The following is a 12,544-nucleotide window of genomic DNA, read 5'->3' as shown; positions in this document are numbered from 1 at the left end:
AAATGACAAGGGACATCGGCATGCGCGTTTTGTTGATCGGCTCCGGCGGCCGCGAACATGCCTTGGCCTGGAAGATCGCGGCCTCGCCGCTTTTGACCAAGCTCTATGCCGCGCCCGGCAATCCGGGCGTCGCCCGCGAGGCCGAACTGGTCAAGCTCAACATTAGCGACCATGCCGCTGTCGCAACCTTCTGCAAGGACAATGCGATCGACCTCGTCGTCGTCGGGCCGGAAGGGCCGCTGGTCGCCGGCATTGCCGACGATCTGCGCGGCGAGGGCATCCGCGTCTTCGGCCCGTCGAAGCGGGCAGCGCGGCTCGAAGGCTCGAAAGGTTTTACCAAGGACCTTTGCGCCAAATACGGCATCCCGACCGCCGCCTATGGCCGCTTCACCGAACTGGCTGCGGCCAAGGCTTACGTCGAAAAGGTGGGAGCGCCGATCGTCATCAAGGCCGACGGGCTCGCTGCCGGCAAGGGCGTCACCATCGCCATGACGCTGGACGAGGCGCGCGCCGCCCTCGATGCTTGTTTCGACGGCGCATTCGGTGACGCCGGCGCTGAGGTCGTGGTCGAGGAATTCATGACCGGCGAGGAGGCGAGTTTCTTCTGCCTGTGCGACGGCACGACCGCACTTCCCTTCGGCACCGCGCAGGACCACAAGCGCGTCGGCGATGGCGATACCGGCCCCAACACCGGCGGCATGGGCGCCTATTCGCCGGCGCCGGTGATGAGCCCCGAAATGGTAGAGCGCACCATGCGCGAGATCGTCGAGCCGACCATGCGCGGCATGGCCGAGCTTGGCGCGCCGTTCGCCGGTATTCTGTTTGCCGGGCTGATGATCACCGACAAGGGGCCGAAGCTGATCGAATACAACACCCGCTTCGGCGATCCCGAGTGTCAGGTGCTGATGATGCGGCTGAAGGACGATCTGCTGGTGCTGCTCAACGCCGCCGTCGACGGCCAGTTGGCGCACAGTTCGATCCGCTGGCGCGACGATGCCGCGCTGACCGTGGTGATGGCGGCACAGGGCTATCCCGGGACGCCGGAAAAAGGCTCGGTCATTCGGGGTCTCGACGAAGCCGCCGGCGAAGGCGTTGAGATTTTCCATGCCGGCACTGCCATCAATGGCGGCGCGCTGGTCGCCAATGGCGGCCGCGTGCTCAACGTCACGGCATCAGGCAAGACGGTGGGCGAAGCGCAAAGCCGCGCTTACGCCGCGCTCGACCGTATCGACTGGCCGCAAGGCTTCTTCCGCCGCGACATAGGCTGGCAGGCGGTGGCGCGGGAAAAGGCCAGCGCCGCCACATAAGCCTCAGCGCTCGCGAACCAGTTCCGTCGAAGCGGTGCTGACCGGGTCGGCGGCCTGCGAGAAGGCGGCCTCGAGCAGAGCCTCCGAACGATACGTGGTCCGCTTCCAGGCGACATACTCGGCAATGCCGAAGCGCGCGCGGCGCGGCACCGTCTTGACCACCGGCATGCGGAAGGCGGCGCGGAATGTCTGCCAGCGCGCGCCGAGCACCGCCACCATTTCCTCGACCGTCGGTGGCGTCGCCACATCGGCGTATGTGATGGTGACTTTGCCGGCGAGCCCGGCCGCGCGCGACACCGGCACCGGTATCGAGGCGAGGTAGTCGGGCGGCACGTCGATCAGGCCGCCGAAGGGCCATTGCTGGCGCAGTGCCGCCGCGTCCATCGGCGCGACGTTGACGTCGATGTCGTTGGGCGTGCCGGCGACGCGGTAGGGGCAGCGCAGGCGCCCGCAATTGGCCTGCGCCGAGAACTGCCACAGCGCATAGCCCTGCCAGTTGCCCATCGGAAAATGCACGTCGATGTCGGGCTTGTAGCGCGCATACCAGAGCGGCAGCCGCGACAGCAGACGGTATTGGTAGCGGTTGTCGGCGATGTACTGGGCGGTCTTGCCGTTGGTGTAGAGGATCGGGAAACGGCCGAGCCGCCGGTGCACCTGGCGCACGAATTCCTCGGCATCCTCGAGCGACATCCATTGCGAGGGGTCGTTGCCTTCGAGATCGAGGGCGAGCAGATCGTCAGGGGCTGGCTCGGCGAAATCGATGAAACTGTTGGCCTGCTCGAGCGGATTGCCGGGGCGGGCAAGATGATACGCGCCCCATTTCAGGCCGAGCGCCTTGGCCACCACCTTGCGCGTCTGAAACAGCTCGCGCGTCACCGCAAAGCGTTTCCACAATGTCTTGCAGAGTTGGACCGTAGGCTCGTCGCCGTAGCAGAAATAGGGCGGCGGCAGCCCGTCGGAGGCCTTGTTGATGAAGCCGACAATGCGCTTGTCGGTGGCAAGCTGCGCCCAGTCGATGGAATTGTATTCATAGGCGTCGACCACCAGCGCGCGGTCGCCATCCCGCCAAGGCTCGGAAAAGTCCGAGGCTGTAGCCGCTGACGTCAGCGCCATCATCGCCGCGAGAGCGATCGCTGAGCGGCGAAGAAGATGCGCCGGCGTTTTCAAACAGGGGATCCCCGCTGACCAAACACCGATGGTGGACCGGTATGGTTAAGGAAGTGCTTTCGGGCAGGAGTCCTGTCGCTCTCGCGATTTCGTCATTCTATGGCGAAGCAAGGAGCGAAGCGACGCGGCGCGGACCATAGTATGCATTCCGCGACTTCGAAGCGTTGCCACGGCGCGGAATTCTGCACCGTTGCGCCCCTAGCGCGAGGTCGCGACATGGTACTCGGCGTCCGCTACGCTCCCGCTCCACCTGTGGACGACGAAGTTCGATGAAAATCCGCGTGACAAAGTTTGACGTTTACGTAAAAAGAAGGTCGGAGGCCGCCCAGAGGCGGATGGTTTTGCATCGGCCCGGGTCCTAGGATCGAGCGGTCGGAGCAGCGGAGGAGAAAGCGGCATGTACAAGGCCCCGGTCGACGACATTTCGTTCACGCTCAAGCATGTCGCCGGGCTCAAGCCGGCGCTCGACCGCGGCGCGTTCGGGGACCTCGGCGAAGACCTTGTCGACGCCATCCTGTCCGAGGCCGGCCGCTTCGCCAGCGAGGAAGTGGCGCCGCTCTACAAGATCGGCGACGAGCATGGCGCGGTGCTGAAGGATGCGACCGTGACCACGCCGCCCGGCTGGAAGGCGCTTTACCGCAGCTGGATCGACGGCGGCTGGAACGCGCTGTCGGGACCGGAAGAATTCGGTGGCCAGGGCCTGCCGACCATGCTCGGCGTTGCCGCGCTCGAAATGTGGAACTCTGCCGCCATGGCCTTCGGCATCGGCCCGACGCTGACCATGGGCGCCGTCGAGGCGCTGGACAAGCATGCCTCCGAAGCGCTGAAGGCAAAGTATCTGGCAAAGCTCGTCTCCGGCGAGTGGATGGGGACGATGAACCTGACCGAGCCGCAGGCCGGTTCCGATCTCGCCGCCTTGCGCAGTCGCGCCGAGCCTGCCGGCGACGGCACCTACCGCATCTTCGGCCAGAAGATCTTCATCACCTATGGCGAGCATGATTTCACCGACAACATCATCCATCTGGTGCTGGCGCGGCTGCCCGACGCACCGGCCGGCACGCGCGGCATCTCGCTGTTTTTGGTGCCGAAATTCCTGGTCAATGATGACGGCTCGCTCGGTGCCCGCAACGACGTCTTCTGTTCCGGCCTCGAGCACAAGCTCGGCATCCATGCCTCGCCGACTTGCACCATGATCTATGGCGACGGGTTCCAGGGTGCTGCGCCCGGCGCCGTCGGTTGGCTGATCGGCGAGGAGAACAAGGGGCTCGCCTGCATGTTCACCATGATGAACAACGCGAGGCTTTGCGTCGGCATGCAGGGCGTGGCAGTGGCCGAAGCCGCGACGCAGAAGGCGATCGCCTATGCCAATGAGCGCCGCCAGGGCAAGGCATCGGACTTTTCAGGCGCCGGGATGGCGCCGATCGTCCATCACCCCGACGTGCAGCGCAATCTCTTGACCATGAAGGCTTTGACCCAGATCGCCCGCGCCATCTCGTATTCCTGCGCCTATGCCATCGACTTTGCGCGTGTGTCGACAGGCGAGGAGGCCGCGCATTGGCGCGATCGCGCCAATCTGCTGACGCCGCTGGCCAAGGCCTTTTCCACCGATATCGGCGTCGATGTCGCATCGCTCGGCGTCCAGGTCCACGGCGGTATGGGCTTCATCGAGGAGACGGGCGCGGCCGCGCTCTATCGCGACTCCCGCATTGCGCCGATCTATGAAGGCACCAACGGCATCCAGGCGATCGACCTTGTAGCCCGCAAATTGCCGCTTGGCGGCGGCGAGCATGTGCATGGCTATATCGCCGAACTGAAGGCCATCGCCGACGAGGTGCGGACCTCGAACCTGCAGGGCTTCGGCCGCACCGCCGAAGCGCTTGACCAGGCGTTCGACGATCTCACCGAGGCGACGCGCTTCCTGCAGAAGCTGCTGGCCGACGGCCGTCTGGACGAAGCGCAAGCCGGTGCGACCCCCTATCTCAGGCTGATCTCGCTTGCTGCCGGCGGCGCTTATCTGGCGCGTGGCGGACTTGCCCAGCAGAGCCGCATCGCCCTTTGCCGCTTTTTCGCCGAAAACCTGCTCGGCGAAGTCAGCGCCTTGAAGGAACGCGTCATCGATGGCGCCGAGAGCCTCGCTACCGCCGGCAAGGCGCTGATAACGGCCTGAATACCAGAGCGCTCACCAGGGAAGAATGACCGTGACAGACCATATTCTCGTCGAGCGCCAGGGCGCCATCCAGATCATCCGCATGAACCGTCCCGACAAGAAGAACGCACTGACGCGCGCCATGTACGCGACAATGTCCAAGGCGCTGGCCGATGGCGATGCCGACCCGGCGGTTCGCGTCCATGTCTTCCTCGGTGTGCCTGGCGCCTTCTCTTCCGGCAACGATCTCGCCGATTTCCTGGTCATCGCCACCGGCGGTGAGGGCGGCAACGAGGTCTGGGACTTCCTGATGGCGCTGGCCAAAACGGAGAAGCCGATGGTCTCCGGCGTCGACGGCATTGCGGTCGGCATCGGCACCACGCTCAATTTGCATTGCGACCTGACTTTCGCCACGCCGCGCACGGTGTTCCGCACACCCTTCGTCGACCTCGGCCTGGTGCCGGAGGCGGGCTCCAGCCTGCTGGCGCCGCTCATCCTCGGCAGGCAGGGCGCCTTTGCGCTGCTTGGACTCGGCGAAGGTTTTTCCGCCGAACGCGCCAAGGCCGCCGGCCTGATCTATGAGGTGGTCGAGGAGGACGGGCTAGAAGCCGCGGCACTCGCCGCGGCCGGCGCGATCGCCGCCAAGCCGCCGCAGGCGCTGAAGATCGCTCGTGACCTGATGCGCGCCCCGCGCGACGAGCTTGTCGCCCGCATCAAGGTGGAGAGCGAGCGTTTCTCCGAGCGGCTGAAGTCCGACGAAGCGCGCGCCGCGTTGACGGCCTTCATGACGCGCAAGAAGGCCTGAACTTATCCTCAGGGATAAAGCCGTGTCTTGTCCCAGCCGCCTTCGGCGTTGCGCGAAAAGACCAGCCGATCGTGCAGCCGGAATGGCCGGTCGTGCCAGAACTCGATCGCCTGCGGCACGATGCGGAAGCCCGACCAGTGCTTTGGCCGCGGGATTTCGCCGATAGGGTAGCGCGCCGTGTATTCGGCCACCGCCTTCTCCAGGGCAAAGCGGCTTTCCAGCGGCCGCGACTGTTTCGAAGCCCATGCGCCGATCCGGCTGCCGCGCGGCCGCGTCGCGTAATAGGCGTCGGCTTCAGCGTCGCTGACGATCTCCACCGGACCGCGTATGCGCACCTGGCGGCGCAGCGATTTCCAGTGGAAGCACATCGCCGCCTTCATGCTGCCAAGAATCTCGCGGCCCTTGGCGCTCTCGAAATTCGTGTAGAAGACAAAGCCGCTTTCATCGAACCCCTTGAGCAGCACCATACGCACATCCGGCATGCCGTCGGCATCGACGGTTGCAAGTGCTACGCCGTTGGCATCGTTGATTTCGCTTTTCTTGGCGTCCTCCAGCCACTCGGCAAAGAGCCGGAACGGCTCGGCGGCTTCGGTAAAGTCACTACTTGTTAACTCAGTGTCACTCATAGTTTTTCTCAAAATGTCTCGAGCTTCAGGAGGTTGCCGATTGTCGCGTATCGCGCAAGCTTTTGACAGCGGGCAATGGAGCGTTATCGCTTCGGCCAGTTCGAAAGCCGTGATCGTGATTATCGCCCTGCCGCTTGCCGCCTGCGGCGCCGGCGGCTTCAGCCTGGAAAAGGCCGAGGTCGACCGTTCCATCGTCACCTCGAGCGCGCCGGCGAGGGTGACATCGACGGACGCCGACAGCGCTTCCGACCAGACCACGATCGGCAATGCAGTGTCTTCGGCCGACATCGAGGAGCTTCGCGGCCAAGCCGTGCCGTGGGCGAATGCCGACACCGGCTCGCGCGGCTCCATCACCGAACTCGCCGAAGTGCAGGACAACGGCCAAGACTGCCGCAGCTTTACCGCCTCGCGCGAAAGCTTCGACGGCGTCGCTTTGTTCAAGGGGCAATTGTGCATCGTCGCGGCCGGCGGCTGGCACATGCAGGACTTCAAACCGCTCTGAGTTTTCGAGGTTTGCGGGCGCTGCAATTTCAACCCTCGATAAGCCTGTGCGCCACTGGAATTTCTTCCTATGGGAGCGCATATAAGGGCCAACGTGGATTTAACTCATTTTCCAGGGCAGGACGCATGCGCGACCCCTATGAGGTGCTGGGCGTTGCCAAGAACGCATCGGCCAAGGACATAAAATCGGCCTACCGCAAGCTCGCCAAGAAGTATCATCCGGACCAGAATCCGAATGATCCCAAGGCCAAGGACCGTTTTGCCGCCGCCAATCAGGCCTATGAGGTCGTCGGCGACGAGAAGAACCGTGCGGCCTTCGACCGCGGCGAGATCGACGCCGACGGCAAGCCGAAATTCCAGGGCTTCGAGGGTGCAGCCGGCGGCGGCGATCCGTTCGGTGGCTTCCGCCGCCAGCAGGGCGCCGGCGGCTCGCGCTTCGAATTCCGATCGGGGCGTCCGGGCGGCGATCCGTTCGACGGCAACAGCGACATTTTCAGCCAGATCTTCGGCGACGCCTTTTCCGGCGCGCGCGGCGCCGGAACAGGCGACCGCCGCCAGCAGGCGACCGCCGCCGATCTGAACGTCACGCTCGACGTCACCATCGAGGAGATAGCGACCGCCGAAAAGGTGACGGCGATGTTTCCCGACGGCCGCAAGATCGCGGTCAAGCTGCCGGTCTATGTCGAGGACGGACAGACCATCCGGCTGAAGGGCCAGGGCGAGCAGGGGCCGGGACAGCCGGGCGATGCACTGGTCAAGATCCGTATCCGCAGGCACCCGCGCTACCGCATCGAGGGCCGTGACCTGCATGCCGATCTGGAGGTAGCGTTGGCCGACGCGGTGCTGGGCGCCAAGGTGCCGGTCGACACGCCGACCGGCAGGCTGGCGGTCAACATTCCGGCTTGGTCGAGTTCCGATAAGGTGCTGCGCCTGAAGGGCAGGGGCTTGCCGGAAAAGGCCGGCGGCCATGGCGATCTCTACGCCCATGTCCGCATCATGCTGCCGGAAGGCGGCGACAGCGAACTCGAAGCGCTGATGCGCAGCCGCAAAGGCTGATGCGGCTCGACTTGGCTGGCTAGCTGCCGGGCGCCGCTTCCTCCATCCGCCGGATGGTTTCGCCGAAGCGGCGCAGCGCCTGCCGCACCGGGACATGCGGGCCCTCGATCTCCAGCAGGATCATCGTCTCGCTGCCGAGGAAGGCGGCGCTGACCAGGCTGGTCACTTCGGCGGCGGAGAATGGCCCGAGGCCGCCGAACCGCCGCTCCGCCTCTTGCGCCAGTCCGTCCAGCAGTTCGAACCAGCCGCGCAGGTCGCGGCGCACCGCCTTGGCGATTTCGGGGCTCGACAGGCTTGCCGCGATCATCTCGTGCAGGATCCGGACATAGCCGGACGCCAGATCATCGTCGAGGAAATCGCAAGCGCGCTCCCAGCGCTGCCACAGCGGCATCGGTGCCGCAAAAGTCTCCGCCTGGCGTTTCAGCAGGCCCTCGTTCAGATGGTCGAGCAGGGCCAGGAACAGCCGTTCCTTGGAGCCGAAATGGTAATGGATCTGGCTGAGCGGAACGCCGGCGATCTCGGCAACGCGGCGCGTCGACAGATCGGCGTAGCCGCCTCGATGGAGGCACAACTCGGCGGCTGAAATCAGTTCGGCGCGCGTGTCGCGCTTTTGCTTGTTCTGCGGTGGGGTAACGGCTTGGGCAGCGTCCGTCATGCGGCGTGGCTGCCGCTGGTAGCGGTGCAATCTGGGCGGATCATAGCTTCTCCTGTCCGGGGCTGGACGTCCCTCCACTCTATCTCGGTCGAGCGACCGATCAAGTTGACTCATCAGAGAATTTATGGTTTTTGACACTGAATTCGGTCGACCGACCGAATCCTGATGCTTGCATGGAGGGGCAGTCCTGGCGGGCGTAATCACCCTTATCTACGGCGTTGCCGCATACCTGATTTTTCTCGGTTCGTTTCTCTATGCGGTCGGTTTCGTCGGCAACATGGTCGTGCCGAAATCGATCGATTCCGGAGTCGCTGGAAGTCCGGTCGAAGCCGTCATCGTCAATGCACTGCTGCTCGGCCTTTTCGCCGCCCAGCACAGCATCATGGCGCGGCCGGTTTTCAAGCGCTGGTGGACACGGATTGTCCCGCACGCGGCCGAACGCAGCACCTATGTGCTTTTGGCCAGCCTCATCCTGCTGCTGCTCTACTGGCAATGGCGGCCGATTCCCGGTCTCGTCTGGACGGTCGAGAACCCGGTCTGGGTCGCCGTCATCCATGGCGTGTTCTGGCTCGGCTGGGCGGTATTGTTGACCAGCACCTTTCTGATCAACCATTTCGAACTGTTCGGCTTGCGCCAGGTTCTCGCCGCTTTGCGCAAGAGCGAACCGGCGCCGCCCGTGTTCAGGACGCCGCTGTTCTACAAATGGGTCCGGCACCCGCTCTATGTCGGCTTTCTCCTGGCCTTCTGGGCGACGCCGTCGATGACATGGGGCCATCTTCTGTTCGCGGCGGGCAGCACCGGCTACATCCTGCTCGGCATCTTCCTCGAGGAACGCGATCTCGTCGCGATGTTTGGCGATCAGTACCGCCTCTACCGCAAGCAGGTGGGAATGCTCATTCCCTGGCGCAAAATGGCTGGATAGGGCCGATGCGGTGCCGGCCAGCCGATTCGGCTGCCCGGCCTGGGCCGTCAAGGCGCGCTGGCCGCAGTGAGGCGTTCAAATCTCACAACAACGTTATTATCCCCCATTCGTTGTCACGCCGAGTGTCTGAATTGAACGCGCGCCCCGTCTGCGCTTGATGCGCCTTTCTGCCTGTGCGATAGGCACTCCAAAGCAGAAAATCTTTCGGAGAGCGCTGACATGGCGGGTGGACAGGGCCTTATGGCCGGCAAGCGCGGCCTTATACTGGGCGTCGCCAACAACAGATCGATTGCCTACGGCATCGCCAAGGCCTGCGTCGACCATGGCGCCGAGATCGCGCTGACCTATCAAGGCGAGGCGTTCAAGAAGCGCGTCGAGCCGCTGGCTGCGGAATTGGGCGCCTTTGTCGCCGGTCATTGCGATGTCACTGATCCGGCGAGCCTCGACGAGGTGTTTGCCAATGTCGCCAGGCATTGGGGCGGCAAGCTCGACTTCCTCGTCCATGCCATCGCCTTTTCCGACAAGGACGAGCTGACCGGACGCTATGTCGAGACGACGCGCGACAATTTCCTTCGCACCATGGACATTTCGGTCTATTCCTTCACCACCATCGCCAAGCGCGCCGAAGCGCTGATGACCGACGGCGGCTCGCTGCTGACGCTGACATATTACGGCGCCGAAAAGGTCATGCCGCATTACAACGTCATGGGTGTCGCCAAGGCCGCGCTCGAAGCCAGCGTGCGCTATCTCGCCGTCGACCTCGGCGGCAAGAAGATCCGCGTCAACGCCATCTCGGCCGGGCCGATCAAGACCTTGGCTGCTTCGGGCATCGGCGACTTCCGCTATATCCTGAAGTGGAACGAATACAATTCGCCGCTGAAGCAGACCGTCACCCAGGAAGAAGTCGGCGATTCCGCCGTCTATTTCCTGTCGGACCTGTCGCGTGGCGTCACCGGCGAGGTGCACCATGTCGATTCCGGCTATCACGTCGTCGGCATGAAGGCGGTCGACGCGCCGGATATTTCGACCGTCAAGGAATAGTTCTGCCGCGGTTTCCGCCTGCCTGTCCTGATTTCCGGAAGACCTGATGGTTCCGCTCGTCTACATCGTGCGCCATGGCCAGACGCAGTGGAATGCCGAGTCGCGGCTGCAGGGCCAGGCCGACACCGATCTCAACGCACTCGGCCGCGAGCAGGCGACCCGCAATGGGCGGCGGCTGGCCGAGCTGATCCAGAACCCTGAGGATTTCGACTTTGTCGCCAGCCCGATGAAGCGGACGCGCGAGACGATGCAGCGGCTACGCTTGGCGATGCAACTCGATCCCGATGCCTACCGCACCGACCCGCGTCTGGTCGAGGTGCACTTTGGCGACTGGCAGGGCTTTACCTATGCCGAACTCGATACGCGAATGCCGGGCTCGGCGAAGGCGCGACGGCGCAACAAATGGAATTTCCAGCCGCCGGGCGAGGGCGCCGAAAGCTACCAGATGCTGCTCGAACGGGTGAAGCCGTGGTTCGACGCGCTCGACCGCCAGACGGTCTGCGTCACGCATGGTGGCGTCGTGCGGACCCTGTTCAGGATGGTCGAAGGTGTTTCCGAACACGAAGCGGCAAACCTGGAAGTGCGGCAGGATCGGGTGCTCAGGCTGCAGGACGGGCGCCTGGATTGGCTTTAGGTTCGAGCGGATAAAACAGGACGACCGTCCTGTTTATCTGGGCAGGGCTCCGCTGAGCGGCAAGGCCCTGTTCGGTGCCGGTCTTACTCGGTATCGGGCAATTCCATATCGGTGACGACATTCTCGCCATTCGTCACGTCATAGGCAATCACGATATCCATGCCCGGCTTCAGCGAATCGAGGTCGGTCTCGGCGTTGAGCTTGTAGGACTTGCCATCCTCCAGCGTCAGCGTCAGCGCGTCCTTGTCGACCTTCTTGATCAGGCCTTCGGTCTGGCCGGCATAGGCGGCGGTGGAAATCAGCAACATGGCGGCAGCAGCGCCAATCAGGGTACGCATCGTCGTCCTCTTTGTCATTGCGCCTGCACGGATGGCGGCGAGCTTTCAACGGGCGGATGGAAGAGAGCAGAAACCAACCGAATGTGTCAAAACTAAAACCGCCGGATCACAGTTTGACCGCTGTGGAAAACGCCAATAGAACGCACCCTTGATCCGGTTCCGCTGCCGGGCAGGGCTAAAATTCATGTCTCACAACACGTTCGGCCATCTCTTCCGCGTCACCACCTGGGGCGAAAGCCATGGCCCGTCGCTCGGCTGCGTGGTCGATGGCTGCCCGCCCGGCATCCGCTTCACGCGGCAAGAGATACAGGCCGAACTCGACAAGCGCCGTCCCGGCCAGTCGCGTTTTGTGACCCAGCGCCGCGAACCGGACGAGGTGAACGTGCTATCCGGCTTCATCCTCGACGAGGACGGCGAGACGATGATCACCACCGGCACGCCCGTCTCGATGCAGATCGAGAATGTTGACCAGCGCTCCAAGGACTATGGCGACATTGCCCGCCAGTACCGGCCCGGCCACGCCGACTACACCTATGACGTCAAATACGGCCTGCGCGACCATCGCGGCGGCGGCCGCTCCTCGGCGCGCGAGACGGCCGCTCGCGTGGCGGCCGGCGCCTTGGCGCGCAAGGTGGTGCCCGGAATGGTGGTGCGCGGCGCGCTGGTCTCGATGGGCGAAAAATCGATCGACCGCGCCAACTGGAACTGGAATTTCATCGGTGACGCCGAAAACCCGTTCTTCACCCCCGATCCGGCCTCGGTTCCGGTCTTCACCAGCTATCTCGACGGCATCCGCAAATCCGGCTCCTCGGTGGGCGCGGTTATTGAAATCATCGCCGACGGCGTGCCAGCCGGCCTTGGCGCGCCGATCTATGCCAAGCTCGACCAGGACATCGCGTCCGGCCTGATGTCGATCAACGCCGTCAAGGGCGTCGAGATCGGCAACNGATCGGCAACGGTTTCGAAGCCGCGCGCATCACCGGCGAACAGAATGCCGACGAGATGCGCATCGGCAATGACGGCAAGCCGGTCTTCCTGTCCAACAATGCCGGCGGCATTCTGGGCGGCATCTCGACCGGCCAGGCGATCGTCGCCCGCTTCGCCGTCAAGCCGACCTCGTCGATCCTGACGCCGCGAAAATCCATCGACAAGGACGGCAACGACGTCGACGTCATGACCAAGGGCCGCCACGACCCCTGCGTCGGCATCCGCGCCGTGCCGATCGGCGAAGCCATGGTTGCCTGCGCCATCGCCGACCATTATCTGCGGCACCGGGGACAGACAGGCCGGGGATTAGGCAGTAGGGATTAGGCAATAGGCGAGCCCATCCTTCCTTCCCTAACTCC

Annotated in this window: 12 protein-coding genes and 1 pseudogene; 9 read left to right on the top strand and 4 right to left on the bottom strand. The window is 64.0% G+C overall.

Translation table 11 applies throughout. The features are described from left to right. Nucleotides 1–20 precede the first annotated feature (20 nt). Nucleotides 21–1,307, top strand: a complete 1,287-nt coding sequence (gene purD, locus X750_RS149965) for a phosphoribosylamine--glycine ligase (RefSeq protein WP_023738478.1) — start codon at nucleotides 21–23, stop codon at nucleotides 1,305–1,307. Nucleotides 1,308–1,310: 3 nt separating this feature from the next. Here purD and X750_RS149970 read toward each other — a convergent pair whose 3' ends face one another. Beyond that, nucleotides 1,311–2,423: a glycoside hydrolase family 25 protein gene (locus X750_RS149970; RefSeq protein WP_032904536.1), complete on the bottom strand. Its 1,113-nt coding sequence runs from the start codon at nucleotides 2,421–2,423 to the stop codon at nucleotides 1,311–1,313. A gap of 448 nt (nucleotides 2,424–2,871) precedes the next feature. Between X750_RS149970 and X750_RS149975 the strand changes: the two genes are divergently transcribed. Both X750_RS149975 and X750_RS149980 read left to right on the top strand, forming a co-directional pair. Next, nucleotides 2,872–4,641: an acyl-CoA dehydrogenase family protein gene (locus X750_RS149975; RefSeq protein ID WP_023738479.1), complete on the top strand. Its 1,770-nt coding sequence runs from the start codon at nucleotides 2,872–2,874 to the stop codon at nucleotides 4,639–4,641. 31 nt (nucleotides 4,642–4,672) lie between these two features. Beyond that, nucleotides 4,673–5,425, top strand: a complete 753-nt coding sequence (locus tag X750_RS149980; RefSeq protein ID WP_023738480.1) for a crotonase/enoyl-CoA hydratase family protein — start codon at nucleotides 4,673–4,675, stop codon at nucleotides 5,423–5,425. A gap of 8 nt (nucleotides 5,426–5,433) precedes the next feature. On the opposite strand, the gene pdxH is transcribed toward X750_RS149980, so the two are convergent. After that, nucleotides 5,434–6,051 carry a pyridoxamine 5'-phosphate oxidase gene (gene pdxH, locus X750_RS149985; RefSeq protein ID WP_023668448.1) on the bottom strand — a complete coding sequence of 206 codons (618 nt, stop codon included), beginning with the start codon at nucleotides 6,049–6,051 and terminating at the stop codon, nucleotides 5,434–5,436. Between the two features lie 40 nt (nucleotides 6,052–6,091). On the opposite strand from pdxH, the gene X750_RS149990 reads away from it, so the two are divergent. Both X750_RS149990 and X750_RS149995 read left to right on the top strand, forming a co-directional pair. Further along, nucleotides 6,092–6,553: an RT0821/Lpp0805 family surface protein gene (locus X750_RS149990; protein ID WP_023731327.1), complete on the top strand. Its 462-nt coding sequence runs from the start codon at nucleotides 6,092–6,094 to the stop codon at nucleotides 6,551–6,553. Nucleotides 6,554–6,678: 125 nt separating this feature from the next. Beyond that, nucleotides 6,679–7,608, top strand: coding sequence for a J domain-containing protein (locus X750_RS149995; RefSeq protein ID WP_023692090.1), 930 nt, complete (start codon nucleotides 6,679–6,681; stop codon nucleotides 7,606–7,608). A 19-nt stretch (nucleotides 7,609–7,627) separates the two neighbouring features. On the opposite strand, the gene X750_RS150000 is transcribed toward X750_RS149995, so the two are convergent. Next, nucleotides 7,628–8,263, bottom strand: a complete 636-nt coding sequence (locus X750_RS150000) for a TetR/AcrR family transcriptional regulator (protein WP_023747555.1) — start codon at nucleotides 8,261–8,263, stop codon at nucleotides 7,628–7,630. A gap of 169 nt (nucleotides 8,264–8,432) precedes the next feature. On the opposite strand from X750_RS150000, the gene mddA reads away from it, so the two are divergent. The 3 genes from mddA to X750_RS150015 all read left to right on the top strand — a co-directional run bounded on the left by mddA (nucleotide 8,433) and on the right by X750_RS150015 (nucleotide 10,860). After that, on the top strand, nucleotides 8,433–9,185 hold the full coding sequence (mddA, locus tag X750_RS150005) for a methanethiol S-methyltransferase (protein WP_245271842.1): 753 nt from the start codon (nucleotides 8,433–8,435) through the stop codon (nucleotides 9,183–9,185). Between the two features lie 219 nt (nucleotides 9,186–9,404). Continuing rightward, the gene (fabI, locus tag X750_RS150010) at nucleotides 9,405–10,226 is read left to right on the top strand and encodes an enoyl-ACP reductase FabI (protein ID WP_023692087.1); all 822 of its coding nucleotides are present in this window, start codon (nucleotides 9,405–9,407) and stop codon (nucleotides 10,224–10,226) included. Nucleotides 10,227–10,272: 46 nt separating this feature from the next. Then, nucleotides 10,273–10,860, top strand: a complete 588-nt coding sequence (locus tag X750_RS150015) for a histidine phosphatase family protein (RefSeq protein WP_023747553.1) — start codon at nucleotides 10,273–10,275, stop codon at nucleotides 10,858–10,860. A gap of 83 nt (nucleotides 10,861–10,943) precedes the next feature. Here the strand turns inward: X750_RS150015 and X750_RS150020 are convergent, their stop codons facing one another. After that, entirely contained in the window at nucleotides 10,944–11,198 is a 255-nt protein-coding gene (locus X750_RS150020) for a DUF1344 domain-containing protein (protein ID WP_023747552.1), read from the bottom strand. Nucleotides 11,199–11,382: 184 nt separating this feature from the next. On the opposite strand from X750_RS150020, the pseudogene aroC reads away from it, so the two are divergent. Next, nucleotides 11,383–12,509 (top strand): annotated as a pseudogene (aroC, locus tag X750_RS01000000162935) (chorismate synthase). The last annotated feature ends 35 nt before the right edge of the window (nucleotides 12,510–12,544 follow it).

Source organism: Mesorhizobium sp. LNJC391B00, from assembly GCF_000502535.1.
Lineage (GTDB): Bacteria > Pseudomonadota > Alphaproteobacteria > Rhizobiales > Rhizobiaceae > Mesorhizobium.
This window is presented reverse-complemented; position numbering and strand designations above follow the sequence as displayed.

Coding starts and splice junctions, on each gene's coding strand:
- purD (WP_023738478.1), top strand. CDS start 21: ATGCGCGTTTTGTTGATCGGCTCCGGCGGCCGCGAACATGCCTTGGCC.
- X750_RS149970 (WP_032904536.1), bottom strand. CDS start 2,423: ATGATGGCGCTGACGTCAGCGGCTACAGCCTCGGACTTTTCCGAGCCT.
- X750_RS149975 (WP_023738479.1), top strand. CDS start 2,872: ATGTACAAGGCCCCGGTCGACGACATTTCGTTCACGCTCAAGCATGTC.
- pdxH (WP_023668448.1), bottom strand. CDS start 6,051: ATGAGTGACACTGAGTTAACAAGTAGTGACTTTACCGAAGCCGCCGAG.
- X750_RS149995 (WP_023692090.1), top strand. CDS start 6,679: ATGCGCGACCCCTATGAGGTGCTGGGCGTTGCCAAGAACGCATCGGCC.
- X750_RS150000 (WP_023747555.1), bottom strand. CDS start 8,263: ATGACGGACGCTGCCCAAGCCGTTACCCCACCGCAGAACAAGCAAAAG.
- fabI (WP_023692087.1), top strand. CDS start 9,405: ATGGCGGGTGGACAGGGCCTTATGGCCGGCAAGCGCGGCCTTATACTG.
- X750_RS150015 (WP_023747553.1), top strand. CDS start 10,273: ATGGTTCCGCTCGTCTACATCGTGCGCCATGGCCAGACGCAGTGGAAT.
- X750_RS150020 (WP_023747552.1), bottom strand. CDS start 11,198: ATGCGTACCCTGATTGGCGCTGCTGCCGCCATGTTGCTGATTTCCACC.